Below are 22,361 nucleotides of genomic sequence, written 5' to 3'. Positions count from 1 at the left end.
TAATAAACTATATTCTCAGTACTATATCATTAGGACGCTTCGTTTTCAATGCCATTTTCCATGTAAATACTGTATTCATTTTGGGAACCGCGACCGTACTTCTCGTTTAATCGTGTAGGGCCACAGAAATTTCTCCCGAAATGATCGCTTTGATCTCCCCTGTCTGCGCCAGCCTTACGACTAGTTCCCCTTTAGGCCCGAGGTCGATTACCTCAGCGGTCTGCACCGGCCCCTCCCTGTTTTCGAGAACCACTTTTCTGCCTATGACTTCGGAACGCTCCCTGCAGATGGTTAAGGTCCTGCCTAGATCAACCGTGCTGAGGTATTCCAGGTAAAGCGGTTCAAATCCATTTAGGATTCCGGCTGTCAGCCTGGTCCTGTCGTGTTCCCTGCCCGTCTCGAGACGTAAAGAAGTCGCTGTGGATTTCAGTTCATCAGGAAAATCCGTTTCAGCAAGGTTCACATTCAGACCGATGCCGATCACCACTACCGGGGTCCGCCTGCTGCTGACCGACATTTCCGTCAGAATCCCTCCGGCCTTCTTTCCGTTCAGGAATAGATCATTTGGCCATTTGATGGTGATTCCTCTTCCAGGGAAAGAAATAGCTGCTTCGTCCACTGCCAGACATACTGCCGCTGCGCCGGCCAGCGTCAGCTGGGGTATCACATCCGGCGGAAGTTGAGGTTTCAAAATGATTGACATCCAGATCCCCTTGCCTCCCGGTGACTGCCACTTTCGGCCAAAACGTCCCCGGCCGGTCGTCTGCTGTTCACTGATGATCACAGTTCCTTCTTCTTCAGCCAAAGCTCTGCGGGCTGCTTCACAGTTGGTGGAGTCCAGCACGTCAAAACAGAGGATCTTTCTTCCCAGAAAAGTTGTCCGGAGGTATTGTGTTATTTTTTCAGGGCTGAGAGATTCGTTCATTACTCGGTATAAGCCCCTATCCTGCGGTATTTCTGATAACGCCTTTCAAGAACATCATCGAGTTGTTCCAGCATGGTTCTGAACGGGACCTTTAACAAATGTTCCTTGATCACGGCAGCCATCGCCTCGGGATCATGGTGGGCACCGCCCAAAGGCTCCGGCAGAACCTTGTCGATCAGGCCCATTTGCTGCAAATCCTGAGCAGTAATCTTCATGATCTGGGCTGCCTCTTTTGCTCTGGAGGAATCCTTCCAAAGGATACTGGCAAAACCTTCAGGAGACAGTATGGAATAGATCGAATGCTCCAGCATCCAGATCTCGTCTGCGATCGACAGGGCCAACGCCCCGCCGCTGCCTCCTTCTCCCAGAACAATGGAAATGACAGGCGTCCGCAAACTGACCATTTCCATCAGGTTGCGTGCAATCGCTTCCCCCTGGCCCCGTTCCTCCGCTCCGATACCGGGATCAGCCCCTGGTGTATCAATAAAGCAAACCACGGGCCGGTGAAATTTTTCCGCCTGCTTCATGAGCCTTAACGCTTTACGGTAACCTTCGGGATTTGTCATCCCGAAATTTCTTTTGACATTTTCTTTGGTATTTCTGCCTTTTTGCTGGCCAATGACCGTTATCGGCAAATCGCCCAGTCTGGCAACGCCGCCGACAATGCAGGGGTCATCCCGGTACATCCGGTCTCCATGCAGCTCAATAAAGGAGTGAAAAATTCTCTCGATATAATCGAGCGTGGTGGGTCTTTCCACCATTCGGGACAGGGCCAGCTTATCCATCGCCGTCAAATTCAAGAATGCTTCCTTTTTCATCCTGGTAAGCTTCTCTTCTAATCCCTCAATCTCTGATGAAAAGTCGGCTTGCTTATCTTCAGCAAGCTTCCTTAAATCACTGAGCTTATTATTCAGTTCCGCTAATTCTTTTTCCCGCTCGAGCATAGCCACACTCCGTCTTTTTGCTTAACGCCTGTAATGAAGCTTAATCAGGCGAGACAAGGTTAGTTTGAGGTCCTCTCTGGCCACGATTTTATCAATAAAACCGTGTTCCAGCAGAAATTCTGCTTTCTGAAAACCTTCCGGCAACTCCTGCCTGATGGTCTGTTGAATGACCCGCTTGCCGGCAAAGCCGATCAGCGCGTCGGGTTCCGCCAAAATGATATCTCCCAGCATTGGGAAGCTGGCCGTGACGCCGCCCGTTGTCGGGTCGGTCAAAACCGCGATATACAGTCCTCCCTGCCGGCTGTGTCTGCCAACGGCTGCAGATGTTTTCGCCATCTGCATCAGGGAAAACATTCCTTCCTGCATCCTGGCCCCACCTGAAGCAGTAAAAGCAATGATCGGCATTTTCCTTTCAGCAGCAAATTCAAAAGCCCGGGTCACTTTCTCGCCAACGACCGAACCCATGCTGCCCATCATAAAGTTACTGTCCATCACCGTAATCACAGCATCCTGGCCATGAATCTTGCCATACCCTGTCAGTACAGCTTCCGAAAGGCCCGTTTTCTCCTGGCCAGCGCTGACTTTCTCTGCATAGCCTTCAAAGTCCAGCGGATTGACGCTTTTCATCTCCTGATTAATTTCTTTAAATGTACCGGTGTCCATGATCAGATCGACTCTTTCCCAGGCTCCCATCCTGAAATGGTAGCCGCAGCGAACACAGACCTTGTTATTATTACTGAGATCCTTCGTGTAAACTGTCTCTCCGCAATTCTGGCATTTTGTCCACAGCCCGTTCGGAATGGCAGGCAAAACATTCTTTTCCCCCTGCCCCTCTATCTCTGCCGGCAACGGCTGACTATTATTCTGTTGTATGGTTAGATAACGCGGTTTCTTAAAAACCCTGTTTAATTTAAACATGAGCACCAACCGTAATCATTTTTTTATTGGTTGTCATTACGCTCCATAGTCAAATTCTTTGGCAATGAAGGATGTGTCAATTTCTGCGCACCTAAATTTCGGGTTATTCAAAATCTGAAACAGAAATTCAATATTGGTGTCAATGCCTTCAATGATAAACTCATCAAGAGCCCTGCGCATTTTACTGATGGCTTCATTCCTGTCCTGGCCGTGCGTAATCAGTTTCGCGATCATCGAATCATAGGTCGGCGGGATATCATAGCCGCTGTAGAGCGCGCTGTCCAGTCTTACGCCATTTCCTCCGGGCCAGAGAAGGATATTCACTTTGCCGGGAGACGGCCTGAACCCAAGTGCGGGATTTTCCGCATTGATTCGGCATTCTATGGCATGGCCTTGAATATGCACGTCGTCCTGCCGGATGTTTAGCTGTTCTCCCGAGGCAATTTTCAGTTGTTCCTTCACAATATCAATTCCTGTAACCAGTTCGGTTACGGGATGCTCGACCTGGATACGGGTATTCATTTCCATAAAGTAATAGCCGCCGTTGTTGTCAACTAAAAATTCGATGGTCCCGGCGCTCTTATAACCTACCGCTTGAGCAGCTCGAACAGCTGTATCCCCCATTTTCCACCTAAGCTCGTCACTCAGGACGGTTGAAGGAGCCTCTTCAATGACTTTTTGATTTCTGCGCTGGATTGAACAGTCTCTTTCTCCGAGGTGAATGACATTTCCATAGTGGTCGGCCAGGATCTGAAATTCGATATGTCTCGGCTCCACCAGATATTTCTCCAAATACATTGAATCATCATCAAAGGCAGCCTGCGCTTCTTTTTTGGCCATATCATAAGCTTTCTTCAGTTCATCCCGGCTCCAGACAATCCGGATACCCTTGCCTCCGCCGCCTGCCGATGCCTTCAGCATGATCGGATAGCCAATACGCTCCGCAGAAGCCTCTGCCTGTTTAAAATTAGCCAACACACCTTCGATACCGGGAACGATAGGGACACCCGCCTGGCCCATGATCTGCCGGGCCTTAGCTTTATTCCCCATCATTTCAATCACTTCCGGGTCAGGACCGATAAATGCGATATGGCACGCTTTGCACATCTCGGCAAATTTGCTGTTTTCCGCCAAAAAGCCAAATCCCGGATGAATGGCTTCCGCGCCCGTCAGAACCGTTGCACTGATAATATTCTTGGTATTCAGATAGCTGTCCCTTGCTCTGGCCGGTCCGATACAAACCGTCTCATCAGCAAGATCCACATGCAGGGAGTTCCGGTCGGCTTCCGAATAAACTGCAACTGTTGCAACTCCGATTTCCCGGCAGGCCCGAATAATCCGGACCGCTATTTCGCCTCTGTTGGCAATGAGTATTTTTTTGAACAAGTTTTCACCCACCAACTTTATTAACTGATAAAAAACTTGATTTCGGCTTCGGCAGCTTTTTCCCCGTCAACCGTAGCAAGGGCTTTGCCGATGCCGGCAGGGCCTTTGATTTTTATGATCTCTACTTCCAGCCTCAGCACATCACCAGGAAATACCTTCCTTCGGAACTTGGCCTTGTCAATTCCGGTAAAGTAAGCGAGCTTACCCTGATATTTTTCCATTTTTAATAAAGCTACCGCACCGGCCTGAGCCAGCGCTTCAATAATGAGTACACCGGGCATTACCGGTTCTTGCGGAAAATGTCCCTGAAAAAAGTACTCATTGATCGTAACATTTTTATAAGCAACAACCCTTTTACCTTCTTCAAGCTCTTCGACTCGGTCCAGAAGAAGGAATGGGTACCGATGCGGAATGATTTCCTGAATCTCTTTGATGTTCAGCATCTTTACCTCCACAATAGTTCCGCTTGCATCCTTGCCGCTACTTGGTATTAATTTCAAACAGCGGTTGGCCAAATTCGACCATTTGCCCGTCATTAACCAAAATGCTGAGAATTTGCAGGTCTTCTTCAGCTTCAATCTCATTCATCAGCTTCATCGCCTCGACAATACAAAGCGTATCCCCTTTTTTGACTTTGCTACCCGCGTTGACAAAGGGTTTCTCTCCGGGCGACGGTGCCAGGTAAAAGGTTCCGACAATCGGGGCATTGATTGTCTGCGGCGCTTCAGTTTTAGAACTTGGATGTTCCGGAGTCACCGCCTCTTTTCCGGCTGCAGCCCCAGGCATAAAGCTCTGTATGGGTTGAAGTGCAGGCTGAAACATGGGCTGAAGCTTTTCTTTCTTCAAAATAATTTTATAATCCTCTTGCTTAAGCTCAAATTCAGTCAGCCCGGACTCATCCACCATTTTTATCAGTTCTTGAATTTCTTTTAAATCCATCACTTTATCCCTCTAACCATTTTTTTAAGATAATGGTAGCATTATGGCCGCCAAATCCAAGCGAATTGGATAGGGCGTAGGTCAAATCCATGTTACGCCCGCAATTTGGTACATAATCCAGGTCACATTCCTCATCTTTAACCTGATAGCCAATCGTTGGTGGTACAAAGCCCTCCTGAAGTGCTTTGGCGCAGATAATCGCCTCTATAGCTCCTGCTGCTCCCAGTAGATGACCGGTCATTGATTTAGTCGAACTCACCGGTATTTGATAAGCTTTTTCTCCAAATATGGCTTTGATCGCTTCCGTCTCAAACTTGTCGTTGTACGGTGTACCTGTTCCATGCGGATTGATATAGGATATTTCGTCCGAACCAATTCCGGCATCAGCTAAGGCAAGCTTCATCGCCCTGGCCGCGCCTTCCCCTCCCGGTGCAGGTGCGGTCATATGGTAGGCATCGCAGCTAGCTCCATAACCAACTACTTCGCCATAGATTCTTGCATTCCTCTTTCTAGCATGCTCCAAAGATTCCAGAACCAAAATACCCGCACCTTCACCAATCACGAACCCGTCCCGCTCCTTGTCAAACGGGATGGAAGCCCTGTTGACATCATTGCTGTTGCTCAAAGCGGTCATGGAAGTAAATCCGGCTACCGCCAGAGGCGTAATCGGGGCTTCAGCGCCACCGGTAACAATCATATCCGCCTGACCGTCTCTGATCTTCCAGAAAGCTTCACCCATGGAATGCGTTGCTGAAGCGCAGGCTGTGACAATACTATAGTTAATTCCTTTGGCACCAAGCTTGATCGCAATATTCCCTGAAGCCATATTACTGATCGCCATCGGAATAAAGAAAGGGGAAACCCTGCCGGGCCCTTTCTCGGTCAGTCTGCTGTGCTGTTCTTCGATCGTTAGCAGACCGCCTATCCCCGATCCAACCAAAACACCTAATCTTTCCGGGTCGATCTCGGCTTCTTTCAGACCCGCATCTTCATAAGCCTGCTGTGCCGCCACCACTGCCAGCTGGCAGTAGCGGTCCATACGTTTGGCTTCTTTCTTATCCAAAAGCGTTTCAGGATCAAAATCTTTGATCTCGGCACCAATTTTTACTTTATGGTCCGTCGTATCAAAGGCTGTGATCGGACCTATCCCGCATTTTCCTTCTTTGATGCCCTGCCAGAATGTGGCTGCATCGTTGCCAAGCGGAGTAACCGCCCCAATTCCAGTAATAACTACGCGTGTTCTCATATTGTTGGTCTCCTCCTAAAATGCCATTCCGCCGTCAACGCTTATAACCTGGCCGGTAATGTATTCACCGGCGTCTGAAGCTAGAAATAAAACCGTATCGGCGATATTCTCCGGTTTACCAAACCGCTTTAAAGCAATGCTCTCTTTGGTCAGTTCTCTCACTTTATCCGATAACCCTGACGTCATATCCGTCTCAATAAAGCCAGGGGCTACAGCATTCACCGTGATGTTTCTGCTGCCGATTTCCTTGGCCAGTGATTTAGTAAGTCCAATAACACCGGCTTTGGCCGCTGCATAATTAACCTGCCCTGCATTTCCAAGAATTCCAACAACAGAAGTGATATTGACGATCCTGCCACTTCTTTGTTTGACCATGATAGGAACGGCATGCCGGGTACAATTGAACACCCCTTTAAGGTCTACTTCTACGACTCGGTCAAAATCGTCTTCCGACATCCTCATGAGTAAACCGTCGCGGGTTATCCCTGCGTTATTGACCAGAATGTCTATGGTTCCAAATTCTGCTTTGGCCATCGCAATCAATTGTTCCGCTTCACTGAATACACTGACGTCCGCTTTTAAGACCAAGGCCCGCCCTCCGAGATTTTCGATTTCCTGGGCAAGCTTTAACCCTTCCTGCTCGCTGCTTGCATAATTCACCGCGATATTCGCGCCTTGTTCAGCAAGCTTTAAAGCGATGGCTCTGCCAATACCCCTGCTGGCACCTGTAACAACTGCTGTTTTCCCCTTTAGCATATCCTACCTCCTTCTGGAACTCAATATTGATAGAAACCATGACATGCACTCTAGATTTCAAGTACGTTCTTAATCGTTAAAGTATTTCACCACAGCTTCGAGAGATGTCGGGTCTTCGACATTCAGAACCTTCACGTTCTTGTCAATCTTTCTCGCAAAGCCCTTTAAGACACTTCCAGGTCCCAGTTCCACAAAGGTATCTACGCCGTCGGCAAGCATCCTTCTGAAGGACATCTCCCAAAGGACGGAACGCATAACTTGTTGTGGCAATAGTTCCTTGACCGCCGACTTATCCGCCATATAATCTGCAGTAACATTGGAAATCACCGGAATCCGGGGATCAGAAAATTCAATGCCTGCCAGCTCGTCAGCCAATTTCCGGGCGGCCGGTTCGAGTAAGCCCGTATGAAACGGTCCGCTGACTTCAAGCGGGATCACCCTTTTAGCTCCGAGCTCAATAGCCCTAGCCGAAGCAGCTTCCAAGGCCTTGTTTTCCCCGGATATCACAACCTGACCTGGGCAGTTATAATTGGCAATCCGTACAACCCCGAGACTTTCAGCCCCAAGACAAGCCTGTTCGACCCCGGATGTTTCCAAACCGAGGACTGCAGCCATTCCTCCAACACCCTGAGACACAGCCTCCTGCATATACCTGCCTCTGTTCCGGACCAGTTTCACAGCCGCCTCAAATGGCAATACACCGCTCAAGACCAAGGCAGAATATTCACCCAGACTGAATCCGGCTGTCAGATCAGGATTGATCCCCTGATCCATCAGCGCCCTTGCGGCTGCCACACTGACCGTAAGAATGGCCGGCTGTGTATGTTCAGTTTTATCCAGTTCCTCTTTGGGTCCGTTAAAACACAGGCCACTCAGCGAATATCCAAGTTCCTGATCCGCCAGGTCAAAAACTGCCCACGAAACATCGTTATGCTGATAAAGTTCTTTTCCCATGCCAACATACTGTGAACCCTGGCCCGCAAAAATAAACGCTGTCTTTCTATCCATTCTTTCCGTATCCTCCAATAATCATCCGATAATCATCCGAATATGGGGGACAAAGGGATGGTTCTTTCGTCCCCCATACGTATCCCTTTAGCGGGTAATACTGTCAAGCTTAATAGCTTTCAGACGTTCCTCTGCCTGGGCAAACATTTCTTCAATAATCTCTTTGCAGGTCTGTTCTTTTTTAATCAGACCTGCAATTTGCCCAGCCATTACCGATCCGTAATCCGTATCTCCCTCTTTTACAGCCTTGCGCAGCGCACCGGCGCCAAGCGTCTCATACTGCTCCAGAGGTGCCCCCGTCCTTTCCAGCTCTTCAAACTGCCGGGTAAGTTTATTTCTGAGGACTCTGACCGGATGACCAGTTGGCCTGCCTGTAACGACTGAATCGATATCTTTAGCTTTCAGGATTCTATCCTTATAGTTTTGATGCACGGTACATTCTTCGGCAGTTAGGAACCTTGTGCCAACCTGGACACCACTTGCACCCAACATAAAAGCTGCGGCAATCCCTCTGCCGTCACCGATTCCCCCAGCAGCAATCACCGGAATATTTACAGCGTCAATCACCTGAGGAAGCAAGGCCATGGTCGTAAGTTCACCGACATGTCCGCCGGACTCTCCCCCTTCCGCCACAACGGCATCTGCCCCCTCCTTCTCCATCCTGCGGGCCAGCGCAACGGAAGGAACTACGGGAATGACCGTAATGCCGTTTTCTTTCCACATTTTAATATATTTCCCGGGACTTCCGGCGCCTGTCGTCACTACTTTTACCCCTTCTTCACAGACGAGGTGGGCAATGGCTCCGGCATTTTCACTTAACAGCATGATATTTACGCCAAAAGGCTTGTCTGTCAGAGCTTTGGCCTTCCTAATCTCTTCTTTGACATATTCGACAGGTGCATTGGCCCCCGCAATGATACCGATTCCGCCGGCGTTTGATACAGCCGATGCAAGTGAGCTGTCCGAAATCCAGGCCATACCGCCTTGAATCAGCGGGTATTTTACGCCCAGCTTATAAAAAAAATCAAAGTTATTCATGCCACTCTCTCCTTCAATTCGTTCGCTTACTCATATAGTCAACCAGATCTGCTACGCTGATTAATTCTTCAAGATCTTCAGTCGGAATTTCAATCCTGTATACATCTTCCAGCTCCATAACAATTTCAAAAATGCTTAGAGAGTCAATCCCGAGGTCTTGCTGGAACTTGGTGGACAGCTGTATTTTCTCCGGTTCAATCTCAATCTGGGAGGCAATAATCCTGCAGATCGTGTCAAAAGGCATCACTTACCCCCTATGGTCCATTTAATCAGCATCGCGCCATAGGTGAGTCCTCCTCCAAATCCGACAAGAACGAGCAGATCCTCTTTATGGATTAACTTCCCTTTGGCCATTTCATCCAAGGCAATTGGGATACTCGCACTCGAGGTATTTCCATAACTGGGAAGGTTGACATAAAACTTCGCCTGATCCACCTGCAGCTTTTTGGCCGCTGAATCGATGATCCGCAGGTTCGCCTGGTGCGGTATGATATGGTTAATGTCTTCCAGCGTATAAGGTGTATTTTCAAGTATCTTCAAAATACACTCAGGTAAAATATTGACTGCAAATTTAAAAACTTCCCGTCCGTTCATTTTGGCATGTGGGGGCTTTGCTTCCTCGGCCTCAATAAAGACGTTCTTGAGCGGAAGGGCAGGACATTCCAAACATTCGCCTTTGCTCCCATCAGAACCGATTACTTCGGAAATGATGCCTTGATTTCCTCTTTTGATAACCGCCGCGCCAGCCCCGTCTGCAAACAGGACACAAGTGCCGCGGTCTTCCCAGTCCGTTATTTTGGAAAGGGCCTCGGCACCAATGATCAGTGCCTTTTGATACATCCCTGTTCTGATAAACTGGGAGGCAATGCTGAGTCCAAAAATAAAACCGGTGCAAGCCGCACTGATATCAAAACAAGCTGCCCGGCTGGCTCCGAGACTATTCTGGACAAAACATGCCGTTGACGGGAAAAAATAGTCCGGTGTAACCGTGGCCACAATAATCAGATCAAGCTCCTCAGCGGCAACTCCGGCATCATCAAGCGCTCTGCGGGCGGCTGCAACTGCCAGATCCGCTGTGGTTTCCGTCAGTGAAATTCTACGTTCTTTGATCCCTGTCCGGGTACGGATCCATTCATCGCTTGTGTCAACAATCTTAGACAGATCATCATTCGTCACCCTGTTTTCAGGAACATAGCTGCCAGTGCCAATTATCTCGACGTCATACATATTTCCAAATTTCCTTTTCTCTCATATTATTTCGTTTATTATCATCCATTACGAATCTTCTGTTCGTTTACCTTTTTCATGTATCTTTTATCTCTTGTTAATGGTTAAAGGAATACTTCGAATCAAAAAATTCGGTGAGTTTCTGCAATGATTCGATTAAAATATTCTCCTGTTCCCCTAATCCGAGAAGCATATGCTTGACCATATCCAGATGGAATTTTTCATGAATCCTGTAGGCAAGCTTTCCCCTTCGGGTCAGACTGATCCTGACAATTCTCCGGTCTGCCTCATCCCTTTGTCTGGAAACGTACTCCTTTTTAACGAGGTTATTGATGAAAGAAGTAAGCGCTCCGACAGTGATACCCAGATCAGCGGCAACCTGAGACATTGTCCTGTCCTGATACATTCCAATCGCTTCAATCGCATGCAGTTCTGAGATAGACAAATTATTTAATGGTCCTTTCTTAATCTCATTCTGCTCTACATCTAGAATTTGATTAAATGTTCCAATCAGAAGTTCATTTAAAACAGTACGAAAATTTGTTTCCAACCTTTCACTTCCTCTCAGCGCATAATCAAAGTTTACCTTATTTTTAATTTGGTTGTCAAATATTTTAGTATTCAAACTAACTTGTACATCTCCTGCTTTAATCTGAATATTTTAGAAGTATTTTCACTATCCCTTTATGGATTTTCTTATTCTAACCTTTAAAACGAAAAAAATTTGGGGTTGGGTTTGTCCTTCTGTCCGGCAGACAGGTAATCCTTTCATACAATGAGAAGAGAAAAAATATCTGCTGGGAGTGAGCTTTCATGACCTGTCCGAAAGGAACAATCCCATATCAAATCAAGCCGGGTGATACTTTTTATAGCCTTGCCCGCAAATTCAATACAACTGCAGAGGCAATTGCATCGGTGAACACAGGAGTAAACCCAAATAACCTGAAACCGGGGGTCTTGATCTGCATTCCAATCAGGAGGAGCGTTGTTTCATGTCCACCAGCGAACCGTTATGTTATCAAAGCAGGTGATACCTTTTCCAAATTGGCTGGTAAATACCACCTTTCAACAACTTCGCTTATCTCACTGAACCCCGGAGTTGATCCCACGAACCTGCGGATCGGCCAAATGATCTGTCTTCCTGTCAAGAGACGGAGAAGATCCCGCTAAGGACTATGTGATCAAAGATATAAGAAGTGACAGAACAAATAAATTCCAGAAGGATTCCACAGCAGCCATGATTTGCGTCCCGCTTTTTTCCGGTGTCACATTAAAAGTTTCCCCCACTGAAATACTACCAATGCTTAAAGAAAGAAACGAAATAAACTGAGTTACACGCGTTTTTCCGATTGTCCCGGAAAAGGAAGACGGATAAAGCGAGTAGACCAGATTAAAGAGCAGTGCAAAAAACAAAATGACTGTTATCAGCGGAAGAATAATATCCTTTAGTTTGGCGTCTTTCCTTTCCTCGAGGGTTAACGTTTCGAAGATATATGTCCCGGCGCCCAGAGAAGCAATGATCGCATAGATATTAACAAAAAAAATAAATTTTGAATATCCTCTGCTGAAACTGCGGCCGTACAAACTAAATCCGACCGTAAGCGCGGCCGCAGCTCCAAAAATTGCCGGCGTAAGCAAAATCAGATTGGCTCTGGACGGAATCGAAGGTTCAAAGAGAGGATGGATGCCGTTATTCCAGCTATTTTGCTGCATTGGACAGCCCCAAGGCTTTCTGGGATTGCCCGGCTGCGGTTGATAATAATAATTTACCGGATTGCTGTGGTTTACGGCATATCTGTAATTAAAATCATTCGTGTGAGTCACCCCATTCCAAAAAATGATCATGGCAATAATAATATATGCGGCCTTCTTCAATAATTTTCCATTTATGCAAGCCTTATGAAAAAAGACGCCGAGGCGTCTTTAGAAATTTATTGATTTTGCTAACCACATAGTAAATTAATTTTTGTTCATAATAATAAGAGGTATAAACGCCAAAGCTTTAACGTTAATAAGATACTCGCCCAAGGAGGTGAAAAAAATGGGTTCAATTAAATGTACAGTCACCGAGTGTCATTACAATAAAGATGTCATGTGCGATGCGCCGATGATTCAGGTGAATCACAGAGGGGTCAAGTATTCCCAAGGCTCGGAAGAGACACAGTGTGATACCTTCAAACCTCAGAAGTAATGAATGCCAGACGTATGAAATTCCAGAGCCCATGTTCGCACCATGTCACCGTTAGTATGGTACGAACATGAGCTTTCTATTTTATTGTTTTCTGTAAACCGTTCCCTGAAACATGGCGATGAGATTGTCTTTCTCATCCGTGACTTCAACCAGATAGGTCGCTATTTTCCGGTTTAGGGATACTTCTTTGGCCCTGGCGGTGAGTATTCCCAGACCGGCAGCTTGACAATAGGTAATACTGACATTTACGGCAATTGCCGTACCCTCCCGGGAATTCGACGCTGCAGCGAGTGCCGAATCCGCCAGCGTGAAAATGGCTCCGCCCTGAGCGATCCCAAGCGCATTTAAATGGCGCTCGTCTATCTTTAACCTGGCCTCAGCTGTTCCGGCTTCGGCTTTGAGTATTTCTATCCCAACATATTTTGCAAAAATATCCTTACCCATTTCCTCTAATATGTTATCCATTTTGTCATCCTTTCTGCCGAGCCGGCATGAACCAAAGGAAGTTCAAACCAGAAATGGCTTCCCTTTCCCTCTTGACTGTCAAATCCAAGATTTCCGCCCATCAGTTCAATTAATTCTCTGGCAACCGGCAACCCAATCCCGGTACCTTCGATTAAATGGTTGATATTCGATGCCCTGAAAAAAGGATCAAATATCTTACCCTGTTCTTCCAACGGAATGCCTAAACCACTATCGATGATGCTTAACCGCAGCCACCCATCAAACTCCTGACAGCTGGATTCAACCATTCCATTATCAAAACTATATTTAATCGCATTCGAAAAAATATTCAGCAGCACTTGTTTCAAACGGATCTGGTCTGCCGCCACACAATAATTCTCACACCCGGAATACGCTGCCGTGATCGCAATTCCTTTCAGATCAGCCAGAGGCTTGACTAAATTGATCGAAGCTTCTAGGACAGGTTTTATTTCTACCGGTTTAATCACGACATCAAATTTGCCTGTTTCAATCTTCGCGAGATCAAGGACTTTATTAATCAGGTCAAGCAAGTGGTTCCCTGCTTTATAGATTTCTTTGACACTCTGCTTCTGAAATTCGTTTAAAGAAGCCTCCGTATCGATCTCCAGGAGTTGGGCAAAGCCCATAATCGCATTCAGGGGTGTTTTAAATTCGTGGCTCATACTCGAGAGGAATTCCGATTTGGCCAGGCTGGCCCGTTCAGCCTCCATCTTGGCTGAAATAAGCGAATTCTCCAGCGCCTTCCTATCGGTAATATTCCTTACGGAGATGGAAACACTATGCCTATCATTGTCAATAAGGGCTATCCGTGCCTGATACCAACGGACGCCTTTTGAAGTGTTCAGGAAATATTCAAATACCTCCGGTTCCTTGCCTTGAATAGCACGATTGATCAAGGTCATGTTGATCTTTGCGGTCTCCTCATCCATAACGGAATAAAAGGAGGAACCAATGATTTCAGCAGCCGGTCTAATTAAAATACTCTGATCATTTGTCCAAGCATTCCGAACGATCCCGGATTCATCTACTTCAAAAATAGCATCATCAATGGATTTTACCAGGGCCTGCAGATTTTCTTCCTTTTTCCTGATTTCAGACTGGTAAACTGTCAGATTGGCATCGAGATGATGCAGCCGTTTACCTAATTGTACGACTGAGACTGCCGTATCCTGCAACTCTTCAATGAAGAAATCCGGTTGTTCCTGGAGGTGCTGTCCTGTACCGATATCAAGGACCATCTGCTTAATCCTGGCCAGAGGGTCCGAGATCGCCTTGTTTATTCGATGAGCTTTCCGGTAAAACATGATGATAAATATACCATAGAAAATAAGAAGACCTACAATGATAAAACGGCCAATACGGTACAATTGATCGCTTAAACCGTTCAGCGCGGCATAGAGCTTTTCTCCCTGACCAGCAATCGGCATACCTGATACTTCTTTATGCAGCCAGAAGTGCGCGAGAATGAACATAGCAATAAACACCAATCCCATGATAATCAATGGAATGAGTGCTTCGCAAACATAGGTGCGCCAAGTCCACTGGAAAAGCGGTAGCTTTTTCTTTAACTCTTTTGACCTCATTCCAACACCGCCGCCGTTTATTACATTCAATGACCATAGGCAGAACTTGTTATTTATAGATTTCCGTAATTTCCCTGATTACCGGCATAATTTTCAGAAAATGATCGACAAGAGAAGGATCGAAGTGTGTGCCTCTACCTTTTTCTATCTCAGCTGAGGCTTCGTCGATTTCCCACGCCTTCTTGTAAGGACGCTCCGAAATCAAAGCATCAAACACATCACAAATGGCGGTGATTCGTCCCACCAACGGGATTTCCTCTCCTTGAAGCCCGTTCGGATAACCGTTTCCATCCCATTTTTCATGATGATACAGCGCAATCTGCTCAGCAAGCTTAATCATTTCCGCTGAACTGCCGGCCAGGATCTGAGCCCCTTTAACGGTATGGGTTTTCATTTTTTCCCAATCATCAGGAGTGAGTTTTCCTGGTGTCAGCAGTACTTCGTCGGGAATGCCAATTTTCCCAATGTCATGCAGCGTACTGGCATGAAACATTAGTTCACAGTCTTTTTCCGGCAATCCGAAGGCTTTACCAAGTTCATACGTGTATTTGCTCATTCGCAGAATGTGATTTCCTGTCTCGCTGTCCCGAAATTCTGCGGCTCTCGCCAGCCTGTGGATCAGTTCAACCTGCAAATCTTCCAGTTCTTTTGTTCTCTCCTGGACTTTATTGACCAGTCTGCGGTTGTTCTCTTTGATTTCGTTGTTCAGTAAACGTATTTCCAGTATATTTTTGATTCGCATCAGAACTTCAGCATAATCGAACGGCTTCCCAATAAAATCTTTGGCGCCGAGCGTCAAGGCTTTCAGTCTGTGCTCCTGATCGTTGTAGGCTGTAATGGCAATGATCGGAAGAAAGTCATCCTCTTTGACTGCATTCAACTGCTCCATTACCTCAAATCCATCAAGGTAAGGCATCCTTAAATCCATTAAAATCAGATCGGGATTATGCTCTCGATATAAGGACAGGGTTTCCCTGGAATCAGTGGTGGACATGATATTGCTGTATCCCGACATTTTTAACAGTTTTTCAAGTAACAAAATATTTACAGAATTATCGTCGACGATCAGTATTCTGGCCCTTGAAATACTATCAGTATTTATCTTCATCCGCCTCCCAATCTTTCACAAATCAACTGCTTATTAATGAGGAAATTTCCGGTCAGCCGGCCACTATATCTTAATATACCTTATTCTTATGGGAAATTCTAGATAAAAAATGTTTATCCTTGGAATCTCTACAAATTTTTTAAAATTTTTGCAGAAAATAAACAAGAACAGATATATTCAATATGATCAGAACAGGGATACCGTATATAAAGGCCTTATGCTTGGTTTTGTGCCGAAAGAAACGCATGGCCAGATAGATCCCCGGAGCACCAAATATCAGTCCTGTAAGAAAGAAACGGCGTTCAGGGACCCGCCGGCCTCCCCGTTTGGCCTTATATTTGTCCCACCCCATAACGGAAAAACCATAAATATTTACAAGGACAATGTATCCCCATATAAGCCAGTTATATTCCATATCTGCAGCCTCCTTGCTCAGTTAAAAACCATTTATGACCAAAATCATACCATGAATGAGACAGGAAAAAAATACGCAGAGAAATGCTTGAAAAGATATTAGGACTAAATAGGACAAAATATAAAGATATAGGACAAAACATAAAGATTAATAGAAAAAATGCTGAGAAGTTTGAAAAATTAGCCAGAATACTTTATACTTTGTTTTGACAATTTGTATTTTTTTAGTTATACTAAGTATTGCTCGTTAATATTTGAGGGATTAGAAGACCTTCTCGACTGCCTCAGGCTCAGGGAAGATGTCGAATCAACTTCCAATGAGGCGGGTAATAAATCTAGGAGGTCATTTATGTATAATGACAAAACACTAAGTTGTAAAGACTGTGGCCGTGAATTCACTTTTTCTGCATCCGAGCAGGAATTCTACGCTGAAAAAGGATTCACGAACGAACCAGGCCGCTGCCCCGAATGCCGTTCAGCAAGAAAAGCACAGAGCAGAAATGGTGGCTATTCGCGCCCTCAACGTGAAATGTTCCCTGCTGTTTGTTCTGCTTGTGGCAAAGAAACCACAGTACCTTTCCAACCTACTGGTGACAAACCTGTTTATTGCCGGGATTGCTACCAACCCCGCTCCAGAAACAACTGGTAATTTAATTGTTATCAGACCCTTCCGGGTATCTTACCCGGGGGGGTTTTTGTTTTGAGAGCCTATTTATTTTTTATGATTAATTTTTCCATTTGACCCCTTGACTACCAGATATAGTATCTGTAAACTTTATATAGTACTACTTGTAGTTTACTAACCGGATTTACAGTCCGAATGAATTTTGGAGGTATAAACGTTGCGTAACAATACGGAAGTTTGGAAAAAGTGGCCCAAAGCCAATCTTTCGCCGAATGCCAGAGTTGTCCTGGAACGGAGATATTTGAAGCAGGAAAATGACCAAAAATGCGAGACGCCGGAAGTGATGTTTTACCGGGTTGCTTCGGTCATTGCCGGCGCTGAAGAAAAGTATGGTAAGAATCCGCAGGAAATTGAAGATTTGACCAAAGAATTTTACACGGTCATGGCTAATTTGGAGTTTATGCCGAATTCGCCGACACTGATGAATGCCGGGCGTGACCTTGGACAGTTAAGTGCCTGCTTTGTTTTGCCGGTCGGGGACAGTATGGAGGATATATTTGATGCACTGAAACATGCAGCAATTATACATAAGTCAGGCGGCGGAACAGGCTTTAACTTTTCCCGGCTGCGCCAGAAGAACAGCATGGTGCGTTCCACTGGAGGGGTTGCTTCCGGTCCGGTTTCGTTTATGAAAGTCTTTAATGCCGCTACGGAGGCTGTCAAACAAGGAGGAACAAGACGCGGCGCCAACATGGGCATTCTTCGGATCGACCACCCGGATATTCTGGAATTTATCAGCTGCAAAGAAGATAACCGAGATATTAACAACTTCAATGTTTCGGTTGCTGTAACGGAATCATTTATGAAAGCTGTGGAAAATGACACGGAATATGACCTGATTGACCCTCATTCTGGAAAGTCGGCAGGTAAGCTCCCCGCCAAACAAGTCTTCGCTAAAATTGTTGACCACGCTTGGCGGAACGGTGAACCAGGCATGATCTTTATTGACCGGATGAACCGCGATAATCCGACGCCGCATATTGGCGTGATTGAGGCTACCAACCCCTGTGGCGAACAACCCTTACTCCCCAATGAAGCATGCAATCTTGGCTCCATTAATTTAAAGCTTATGGCGGCGGAAAAGGACGGAAAGACCGTAATTGACTGGGAGCGTTTAGGCTATGTCACAAGGCTCGCGACCCGTTTTCTTGATGATGTGATTGATATCAACCAATATCCTCTTCCCGTAATCGAAGAAATGGTCAAAGGAAACCGGAAAATTGGCCTGGGTGTTATGGGTTTTGCAGATTTGATGATTCTTCTGCAGACATCCTATATTTCCGAAGAAAGTACAGCCTTCGCCGAAAAGATTATGGAATTCATCCGTACCGAATCCCGTATAGAGTCCCAGCGACTGGCCAAGGAACGCGGTACCTTTCCTAATTATCAGGGTTCCATTTATGACGGCAAGATCGAATTACGCAATGCTACACTGACTACAGTTGCCCCGACAGGGACGATATCGATGATCTGCGGTGCTTCCAGCGGCGTGGAGCCGCTCTTTGCCGTGGCCTATACTAAAACGGTCATGGACGGTACGGCACTGATTGAGGTCAACCCGCTTTTTGAAGATTATGCGCATAAGTATGGCTTTTACTCAAAGGAGCTTATGTCCAAAATTGCCGAACGAGGTAACGTCTTCGGTTTGCCGGAAGTCCCGGAATGGGTACAGAAGGTCTTTGTTACCGCGCAGGAGATCTCTCCTGAATGGCATATCCGAATTCAGGCTGCTTTTCAAAAATATACGGATAATGCGGTTTCCAAAACTATTAATTTTGCAAATACAGCTACCTGCGAAGATGTTGCCGAAGCGTTTCGTTTAGCCTTTGAGCTTGGCTGCAAAGGAATTACGGTCTATCGGGACGGCAGCCGTGAACAGCAGGTGCTGTCTGCCGGAACGAAAGAAACTGCCAATCCGGCGGCTGATTTCAAAGCCACAGCTGAACCTGAGACGACTGCAAAGCTCGAGACCACCACTGAATCTGAAGCAACCGCTTCTGCACCGATGCCTACCATCAAGCCGAGGCCCCGCCCGCCGGTGACTGTCGGCGTCACTGAAAAGATTAAAATTGGTTGCGGTAATCTCTATGTTAGCGTAAACGCCGATGAAACCAGTATCTGTGAAGTGTTTACCAATACGGGAAGAGCCGGTGGCTGTTCTTCCCAATCGGAAGCAACCTCCCGCCTAATCTCGATCGCGATGCGTTCAGGTATCTCTGTTGATGCTATCATAGAGCAGATCCGTGGAATCCGCTGCCCCGCCTGCATCCGAAGAGAAGGTGTCAATGTCACCTCGTGCCCGGATGCAATCTCGCGGGTAATCAAAAAGTATAAGGATATCGGCGTAAACGGTAATTCTGCGATTATCAATCGCAATAAAACGGAAGAACCTGTCCTTTCGGATGATTTGAAGAAAACTGAAAAAGCCGTAATTAAAAAAGCTCAGGCCGCCGTCGCGATCGACAATGCCTGCCCTGAATGCGGAATGCCCGTGAATCACGAAGGCGGCTGCATGGTCTGCATCCACTGCGGCTATTCCAAATGCGGGTAAAATAACGACTTTTGAAAATGCACAGCCAATACACAGTCATCATTTTCCATTGATGACTGTGTATTTTTTTCTAAAAAATATCAAAAACTACAGGCAGCGAATAATTCTTGGTGAGGTGAATCACGCGATGGCGAAAGACAGACGCAAAGTCAAAGAAGTATTGACAACCAATAACTCGCTTGCTTGGGGTCACCTGAACAACACTCATCCGATGCCGGCAGGCTCGATTGCTTTTGCCAGTCCGCAGGCGATTGGCGGGATGGCTGAAGATAGAAGACGGTCCCCGGATAAAGCGTAGCGGAGGAATAGAAAAGTGGCCAATAATAAAAAGAAGGAAACTTTTATGGCGAACCCTGTTGAGAAACATACTACCGCTGCCTGGGACAGCCGCTTTGAAACAAAGAAGCCTGTATCAAATGTAGGCATTCCCGGAGAACTTGAAGTTCGCAATGCCAAAGAATATGTGGACTCTAACGAAAAATAAACAATTTGGGTCAAGGGGCTGTTGCAAAACGAATAGTAATCATTCGCATGCAGCAGCTCCTTTCCTATTGTTAATTACTTTAATGTAGAAAAATGCTTTCTTCTTGTGAATGATAAACTTTTTCTCTTGACAAATAAATCCTTAAAACATAGTATTTATACTGACTAGTCAGTATAAAGTGTAAAGGAGAAAGGGATGACAAACCAAAAAGATAAAGCAATATTTCAGGCTGCACTTCAATTATTCGCTGTCAATGGGTTTGAACGAACGACAATGGAAGACATTGCCTCTCAGGCAAAAGTTGCCAAAGGGACATTATTTTACCGGCACAAAAGCAAAGAAGAATTATTTGTCAGTATGATTCGCTGGACTATCGACCAATTTGTCGCAACAGTTAAAGAATCAGCCGAAAATGTAGAAGGAGCAATCCAACAGTTAGAAAAGTTAATTGAGGTTCAAACAAAGCTTTCCTTTGAACATCCTGAGTTTGCAAAAGTACTTTTAAGCGAAGTTTGGGGAAGACAAGACAGGCAACTCCTGCTGCGTGAAAGTTTAAGAGAATATTTGCAATTCATTGAAAAAATTATTCAGGAAGGAATAGAAAAGAAGGAAATCAGGCCTTTGGGCCCGGAACTTCTGGCTGTCTCCATATTTGGCATGACAGCGGCAGCAAGTCTTCGCATCCTATTATCCAATCAGAAGATCTCTTACGAAGCCACCGTAGAAGAAATCAAAGGGTATTGGTTAACTGGGATCAAATTATCAGAAAATCTTTGAAAAAACAATAGGAGCTGCAGTAGCTAATTAGTTATAAATAGCAGTTTGGAGGAAATGTCATGGCATTAGAGAAAAAACGTTGGAGAAAACGAGCAGTTATTGCAGCTGTAATCATTCTTCCCCTCATATACAGTGTATTTTTTCTTTCAGCGTTCTGGGATCCGTACAGCAAATTAGAGAAGCTTCCTGTGGCTTTTGTCAATCAGGACCAGGGCGCAGTTATCAATGGTAAGTCAAGAAATTTAGGAAATGAGATCACTGAAGAACTAAAATCCGATGAAAACATCAAATGGGTTTTGACTACGGACGCAGAAGCAAAGACAGGAATACAAAACAGAGAATATTATGCTGAAGTTTCGATACCGGCCGATTTCTCATAAAAAATAGCTTCGGCAGATAAATCAGATAAGAATGAGGGCATCATCATCTATCAACCGGAAGAGAAAAGAAATTTCCTTGCTGTCCAGGTTCTGAACAGAGTCATGCTCGAATTTAAAGATAAGGTTTCACAAAAGGCGACCAAAGAAATCGTCAGTGAAATGACGACCGAAATGAAAACGATTCCTGAGGATTTAGGTGAACACCGCCACTTTAGTCAGCCGTTCCCAACAGCTGCAGGCAGGAAGTAAACAATTGAATGACGGCATCGCATTAATCGATAGCAAGTCAAAAGAACTCATGAATGGTGCAACGCAATTGGCAAGCGGGGCAAATCAGTTAGGGACCGGCTTAAATCAGCTATCTGGTGGTGTAGGACAGTTGGCGGAAGGTTCCGCAGAATTGGCAGCTGTGTATCCACAACTAAATTCTGGTATCCAGACGGCTGCCATGGATATAGCGGCAGCTGCCCAAGGAAGCAGTGAACTGAACGCCAGTGCGGCTAAGTTTCCGGATGGCGAACAGCGGCTTCTAAACGGTAGTCAGACCTTGAATGATGGCATCAACGAGGCAAAGACTGCGGTTGCGGATTCAATCACAACAGCAAATGACAAAACGGCGAATCTTTCTGGACTCGATACCTACGCAGCAACACCTGTTGCGCTTAATCAGCTGAGCATTGATCCAGTGCCGAATTATGGAACAGCATTTTCACCGTATTTTATTTCGTTGTCATTATGGATCGGATCAATCCTCATGCTAATTGTTATTTACCTTGATCCGGAAATCAATTTTGAACGCCGTCTTTCAAGATATCTGCCTGCGGATCCAAGGTTTATTGGATTCTCACTGGTAGCTGCAGTTCAAGCGGTGGCATTAGCTCTTGTTTTACAGCACGGATTGCATCTGGTGGTGAAGAATGTTTTCATGTTTTATGTCGTGTGCATTCTGATTGCTTTATGCTTCACCGCCATTGTGGATTTTTTGATCGCGAACCTCAAGGATGTTGGCAAGTTTTTGGCACTTTTTTTACTGATCCTTCAGCTTACCGCTTGCGGAGGAACCTTCCCACTGGAGCTTGTACCACAATTCTTTGATATCGCATATCCATATTTACCAATGACATACGCAATCAATGCACTTAAAGAAGTAATATCCGGTGTCAACTACAGCTTTCTGTATGAGAATCTGTCTATATTGGGAGGCATCACAGTTGTAATTTTTGCAGTAAATCTACTGCTGAGCATCAGAGCAACGAAAAAGCAAAGGGAAAAATCCGCTGTTGAAATGACCGTTGTTTCATAGACAGGAGGTCAT

General features: G+C 45.8%; 28 protein-coding genes. 10 read left to right on the top strand and 18 right to left on the bottom strand.

The window, feature by feature from the left end; all coding sequences use genetic code 11:
* Positions 1-106: 106 nt before the first annotated feature.
* The 13 genes from OKX56_RS14660 to OKX56_RS14600 all read right to left on the bottom strand — a co-directional run bounded on the left by OKX56_RS14660 (position 107) and on the right by OKX56_RS14600 (position 10,955).
* Positions 107-925: a biotin--[acetyl-CoA-carboxylase] ligase gene (locus OKX56_RS14660; RefSeq protein ID WP_019224686.1), complete on the bottom strand. Its 819-nt coding sequence runs from the start codon at positions 923-925 to the stop codon at positions 107-109.
* A complete protein-coding gene (locus OKX56_RS14655) occupies positions 925-1,869 on the bottom strand; it encodes an acetyl-CoA carboxylase carboxyltransferase subunit alpha (protein WP_019224685.1) in 945 nt (314 codons plus the stop codon). The genes OKX56_RS14660 and OKX56_RS14655 overlap by 1 nt, the downstream gene beginning before the upstream one ends.
* 21 nt (positions 1,870-1,890) lie before the next feature.
* Entirely contained in the window at positions 1,891-2,787 is an 897-nt protein-coding gene (gene accD / locus OKX56_RS14650) for an acetyl-CoA carboxylase, carboxyltransferase subunit beta (protein WP_019224684.1), read from the bottom strand.
* Between the two features lie 36 nt (positions 2,788-2,823).
* Complete coding sequence (locus OKX56_RS14645; protein WP_019224683.1) at positions 2,824-4,173, bottom strand: acetyl-CoA carboxylase biotin carboxylase subunit; 1,350 nt, start codon at positions 4,171-4,173, stop codon at positions 2,824-2,826.
* Between the two features lie 20 nt (positions 4,174-4,193).
* Positions 4,194-4,616 carry a 3-hydroxyacyl-ACP dehydratase FabZ gene (fabZ, locus tag OKX56_RS14640; protein ID WP_019224682.1) on the bottom strand — a complete coding sequence of 141 codons (423 nt, stop codon included), beginning with the start codon at positions 4,614-4,616 and terminating at the stop codon, positions 4,194-4,196.
* A gap of 37 nt (positions 4,617-4,653) precedes the next feature.
* Positions 4,654-5,112, bottom strand: a complete 459-nt coding sequence (gene accB / locus OKX56_RS14635) for an acetyl-CoA carboxylase biotin carboxyl carrier protein (protein WP_019224681.1) — start codon at positions 5,110-5,112, stop codon at positions 4,654-4,656.
* Between the two features lie 4 nt (positions 5,113-5,116).
* The gene (gene fabF / locus OKX56_RS14630; RefSeq protein WP_019224680.1) at positions 5,117-6,358 is read right to left on the bottom strand and encodes a beta-ketoacyl-ACP synthase II; all 1,242 of its coding nucleotides are present in this window, start codon (positions 6,356-6,358) and stop codon (positions 5,117-5,119) included.
* Positions 6,359-6,373: 15 nt separating this feature from the next.
* A complete protein-coding gene (gene fabG, locus OKX56_RS14625) occupies positions 6,374-7,114 on the bottom strand; it encodes a 3-oxoacyl-[acyl-carrier-protein] reductase (RefSeq protein ID WP_019224679.1) in 741 nt (246 codons plus the stop codon).
* Positions 7,115-7,183: 69 nt separating this feature from the next.
* Positions 7,184-8,122: an ACP S-malonyltransferase gene (gene fabD / locus OKX56_RS14620; protein WP_025206191.1), complete on the bottom strand. Its 939-nt coding sequence runs from the start codon at positions 8,120-8,122 to the stop codon at positions 7,184-7,186.
* 87 nt (positions 8,123-8,209) lie between these two features.
* Complete coding sequence (gene fabK, locus OKX56_RS14615) at positions 8,210-9,160, bottom strand: enoyl-[acyl-carrier-protein] reductase FabK (protein WP_019224677.1); 951 nt, start codon at positions 9,158-9,160, stop codon at positions 8,210-8,212.
* Positions 9,161-9,173: 13 nt separating this feature from the next.
* The gene (locus OKX56_RS14610; protein ID WP_019224676.1) at positions 9,174-9,404 is read right to left on the bottom strand and encodes an acyl carrier protein; all 231 of its coding nucleotides are present in this window, start codon (positions 9,402-9,404) and stop codon (positions 9,174-9,176) included.
* Positions 9,404-10,387: a beta-ketoacyl-ACP synthase III gene (locus tag OKX56_RS14605; RefSeq protein WP_019224675.1), complete on the bottom strand. Its 984-nt coding sequence runs from the start codon at positions 10,385-10,387 to the stop codon at positions 9,404-9,406. The genes OKX56_RS14610 and OKX56_RS14605 overlap by 1 nt, the downstream gene beginning before the upstream one ends.
* A gap of 97 nt (positions 10,388-10,484) precedes the next feature.
* A complete protein-coding gene (locus OKX56_RS14600; RefSeq protein ID WP_176714437.1) occupies positions 10,485-10,955 on the bottom strand; it encodes a MarR family winged helix-turn-helix transcriptional regulator in 471 nt (156 codons plus the stop codon).
* 245 nt (positions 10,956-11,200) lie between these two features.
* On the opposite strand from OKX56_RS14600, the gene OKX56_RS14595 reads away from it, so the two are divergent.
* Complete coding sequence (locus tag OKX56_RS14595) at positions 11,201-11,557, top strand: LysM peptidoglycan-binding domain-containing protein (RefSeq protein ID WP_019224673.1); 357 nt, start codon at positions 11,201-11,203, stop codon at positions 11,555-11,557.
* A gap of 3 nt (positions 11,558-11,560) precedes the next feature.
* On the opposite strand, the gene OKX56_RS14590 is transcribed toward OKX56_RS14595, so the two are convergent.
* Positions 11,561-12,262 carry a hypothetical protein gene (locus tag OKX56_RS14590; RefSeq protein ID WP_019224672.1) on the bottom strand — a complete coding sequence of 234 codons (702 nt, stop codon included), beginning with the start codon at positions 12,260-12,262 and terminating at the stop codon, positions 11,561-11,563.
* A 166-nt stretch (positions 12,263-12,428) separates the two neighbouring features.
* Here OKX56_RS14590 and OKX56_RS14585 point away from each other — a divergent pair, with 166 nt between their 5' ends.
* A complete protein-coding gene (locus tag OKX56_RS14585; RefSeq protein ID WP_019224671.1) occupies positions 12,429-12,578 on the top strand; it encodes a DUF1540 domain-containing protein in 150 nt (49 codons plus the stop codon).
* 81 nt (positions 12,579-12,659) lie between these two features.
* Here OKX56_RS14585 and OKX56_RS14580 read toward each other — a convergent pair whose 3' ends face one another.
* From OKX56_RS14580 to OKX56_RS14565, 4 genes are all read right to left on the bottom strand, one after another.
* A complete protein-coding gene (locus OKX56_RS14580; protein WP_019224670.1) occupies positions 12,660-13,043 on the bottom strand; it encodes a hotdog fold thioesterase in 384 nt (127 codons plus the stop codon).
* On the bottom strand, positions 13,028-14,647 hold the full coding sequence (locus tag OKX56_RS14575; protein ID WP_019224669.1) for a sensor histidine kinase: 1,620 nt from the start codon (positions 14,645-14,647) through the stop codon (positions 13,028-13,030). The genes OKX56_RS14580 and OKX56_RS14575 overlap by 16 nt, the downstream gene beginning before the upstream one ends.
* 49 nt (positions 14,648-14,696) lie before the next feature.
* A complete protein-coding gene (locus tag OKX56_RS14570; RefSeq protein ID WP_019224668.1) occupies positions 14,697-15,755 on the bottom strand; it encodes an HD domain-containing phosphohydrolase in 1,059 nt (352 codons plus the stop codon).
* Positions 15,756-15,894: 139 nt separating this feature from the next.
* Positions 15,895-16,170, bottom strand: a complete 276-nt coding sequence (locus OKX56_RS14565; protein ID WP_019224667.1) for a DUF1294 domain-containing protein — start codon at positions 16,168-16,170, stop codon at positions 15,895-15,897.
* A gap of 348 nt (positions 16,171-16,518) precedes the next feature.
* Here OKX56_RS14565 and OKX56_RS14560 point away from each other — a divergent pair, with 348 nt between their 5' ends.
* The 8 genes from OKX56_RS14560 to OKX56_RS14525 all read left to right on the top strand — a co-directional run bounded on the left by OKX56_RS14560 (position 16,519) and on the right by OKX56_RS14525 (position 22,349).
* Positions 16,519-16,818, top strand: a complete 300-nt coding sequence (locus OKX56_RS14560) for a zinc-ribbon domain containing protein (protein ID WP_021315824.1) — start codon at positions 16,519-16,521, stop codon at positions 16,816-16,818.
* Positions 16,819-17,011: 193 nt separating this feature from the next.
* Positions 17,012-19,405 carry a vitamin B12-dependent ribonucleotide reductase gene (locus OKX56_RS14555; protein ID WP_019224664.1) on the top strand — a complete coding sequence of 798 codons (2,394 nt, stop codon included), beginning with the start codon at positions 17,012-17,014 and terminating at the stop codon, positions 19,403-19,405.
* A 127-nt stretch (positions 19,406-19,532) separates the two neighbouring features.
* Positions 19,533-19,703, top strand: coding sequence for a hypothetical protein (locus OKX56_RS14550; protein WP_019224663.1), 171 nt, complete (start codon positions 19,533-19,535; stop codon positions 19,701-19,703).
* A gap of 15 nt (positions 19,704-19,718) precedes the next feature.
* The gene (locus OKX56_RS14545) at positions 19,719-19,889 is read left to right on the top strand and encodes a CDIF630_02480 family spore surface protein (protein ID WP_015044768.1); all 171 of its coding nucleotides are present in this window, start codon (positions 19,719-19,721) and stop codon (positions 19,887-19,889) included.
* A gap of 195 nt (positions 19,890-20,084) precedes the next feature.
* On the top strand, positions 20,085-20,666 hold the full coding sequence (locus OKX56_RS14540) for a TetR/AcrR family transcriptional regulator (protein WP_019224662.1): 582 nt from the start codon (positions 20,085-20,087) through the stop codon (positions 20,664-20,666).
* Between the two features lie 59 nt (positions 20,667-20,725).
* Positions 20,726-21,046 (top strand): YhgE/Pip domain-containing protein, encoded by a 321-nt coding sequence (locus tag OKX56_RS14535; protein ID WP_242836967.1) that lies wholly within the window; start codon positions 20,726-20,728, stop codon positions 21,044-21,046.
* A 102-nt stretch (positions 21,047-21,148) separates the two neighbouring features.
* Positions 21,149-21,295, top strand: coding sequence for a hypothetical protein (locus OKX56_RS14530; protein ID WP_019224661.1), 147 nt, complete (start codon positions 21,149-21,151; stop codon positions 21,293-21,295).
* A gap of 4 nt (positions 21,296-21,299) precedes the next feature.
* Positions 21,300-22,349, top strand: a complete 1,050-nt coding sequence (locus OKX56_RS14525; protein WP_242836968.1) for a YhgE/Pip family protein — start codon at positions 21,300-21,302, stop codon at positions 22,347-22,349.
* Positions 22,350-22,361: the final 12 nt, after the last annotated feature.

Origin of the sequence: Dehalobacter sp. (assembly GCF_030063005.1) — a bacterium.
Classification (GTDB): domain Bacteria; phylum Bacillota; class Desulfitobacteriia; order Desulfitobacteriales; family Syntrophobotulaceae; genus Dehalobacter; species Dehalobacter restrictus.
This window is presented reverse-complemented; position numbering and strand designations above follow the sequence as displayed.

Excerpts from the sequence above, each read along its gene's own strand:
- OKX56_RS14655 (WP_019224685.1), bottom strand. The coding sequence starts at position 1,869 with ATGCTCGAGCGGGAAAAAGAATTAGCGGAACTGAATAATAAGCTCAGT.
- OKX56_RS14595 (WP_019224673.1), top strand. The coding sequence starts at position 11,201 with ATGACCTGTCCGAAAGGAACAATCCCATATCAAATCAAGCCGGGTGAT.
- OKX56_RS14605 (WP_019224675.1), bottom strand. The coding sequence starts at position 10,387 with ATGTATGACGTCGAGATAATTGGCACTGGCAGCTATGTTCCTGAAAAC.
- OKX56_RS14530 (WP_019224661.1), top strand. The coding sequence starts at position 21,149 with ATGCTCGAATTTAAAGATAAGGTTTCACAAAAGGCGACCAAAGAAATC.
- fabF (WP_019224680.1), bottom strand. The coding sequence starts at position 6,358 with ATGAGAACACGCGTAGTTATTACTGGAATTGGGGCGGTTACTCCGCTT.
- fabZ (WP_019224682.1), bottom strand. The coding sequence starts at position 4,616 with ATGCTGAACATCAAAGAGATTCAGGAAATCATTCCGCATCGGTACCCA.
- fabD (WP_025206191.1), bottom strand. The coding sequence starts at position 8,122 with ATGGATAGAAAGACAGCGTTTATTTTTGCGGGCCAGGGTTCACAGTAT.
- accD (WP_019224684.1), bottom strand. The coding sequence starts at position 2,787 with ATGTTTAAATTAAACAGGGTTTTTAAGAAACCGCGTTATCTAACCATA.
- OKX56_RS14550 (WP_019224663.1), top strand. The coding sequence starts at position 19,533 with ATGGCGAAAGACAGACGCAAAGTCAAAGAAGTATTGACAACCAATAAC.
- accB (WP_019224681.1), bottom strand. The coding sequence starts at position 5,112 with ATGGATTTAAAAGAAATTCAAGAACTGATAAAAATGGTGGATGAGTCC.
- fabK (WP_019224677.1), bottom strand. The coding sequence starts at position 9,160 with ATGAATAACTTTGATTTTTTTTATAAGCTGGGCGTAAAATACCCGCTG.
- OKX56_RS14565 (WP_019224667.1), bottom strand. The coding sequence starts at position 16,170 with ATGGAATATAACTGGCTTATATGGGGATACATTGTCCTTGTAAATATT.
- OKX56_RS14575 (WP_019224669.1), bottom strand. The coding sequence starts at position 14,647 with ATGAGGTCAAAAGAGTTAAAGAAAAAGCTACCGCTTTTCCAGTGGACT.
- OKX56_RS14570 (WP_019224668.1), bottom strand. The coding sequence starts at position 15,755 with ATGAAGATAAATACTGATAGTATTTCAAGGGCCAGAATACTGATCGTC.
- OKX56_RS14580 (WP_019224670.1), bottom strand. The coding sequence starts at position 13,043 with ATGGATAACATATTAGAGGAAATGGGTAAGGATATTTTTGCAAAATAT.
- OKX56_RS14560 (WP_021315824.1), top strand. The coding sequence starts at position 16,519 with ATGTATAATGACAAAACACTAAGTTGTAAAGACTGTGGCCGTGAATTC.
- OKX56_RS14540 (WP_019224662.1), top strand. The coding sequence starts at position 20,085 with ATGACAAACCAAAAAGATAAAGCAATATTTCAGGCTGCACTTCAATTA.
- OKX56_RS14660 (WP_019224686.1), bottom strand. The coding sequence starts at position 925 with ATGAACGAATCTCTCAGCCCTGAAAAAATAACACAATACCTCCGGACA.
- OKX56_RS14610 (WP_019224676.1), bottom strand. The coding sequence starts at position 9,404 with ATGCCTTTTGACACGATCTGCAGGATTATTGCCTCCCAGATTGAGATT.
- OKX56_RS14585 (WP_019224671.1), top strand. The coding sequence starts at position 12,429 with ATGGGTTCAATTAAATGTACAGTCACCGAGTGTCATTACAATAAAGAT.
- fabG (WP_019224679.1), bottom strand. The coding sequence starts at position 7,114 with ATGCTAAAGGGGAAAACAGCAGTTGTTACAGGTGCCAGCAGGGGTATT.
- OKX56_RS14535 (WP_242836967.1), top strand. The coding sequence starts at position 20,726 with ATGGCATTAGAGAAAAAACGTTGGAGAAAACGAGCAGTTATTGCAGCT.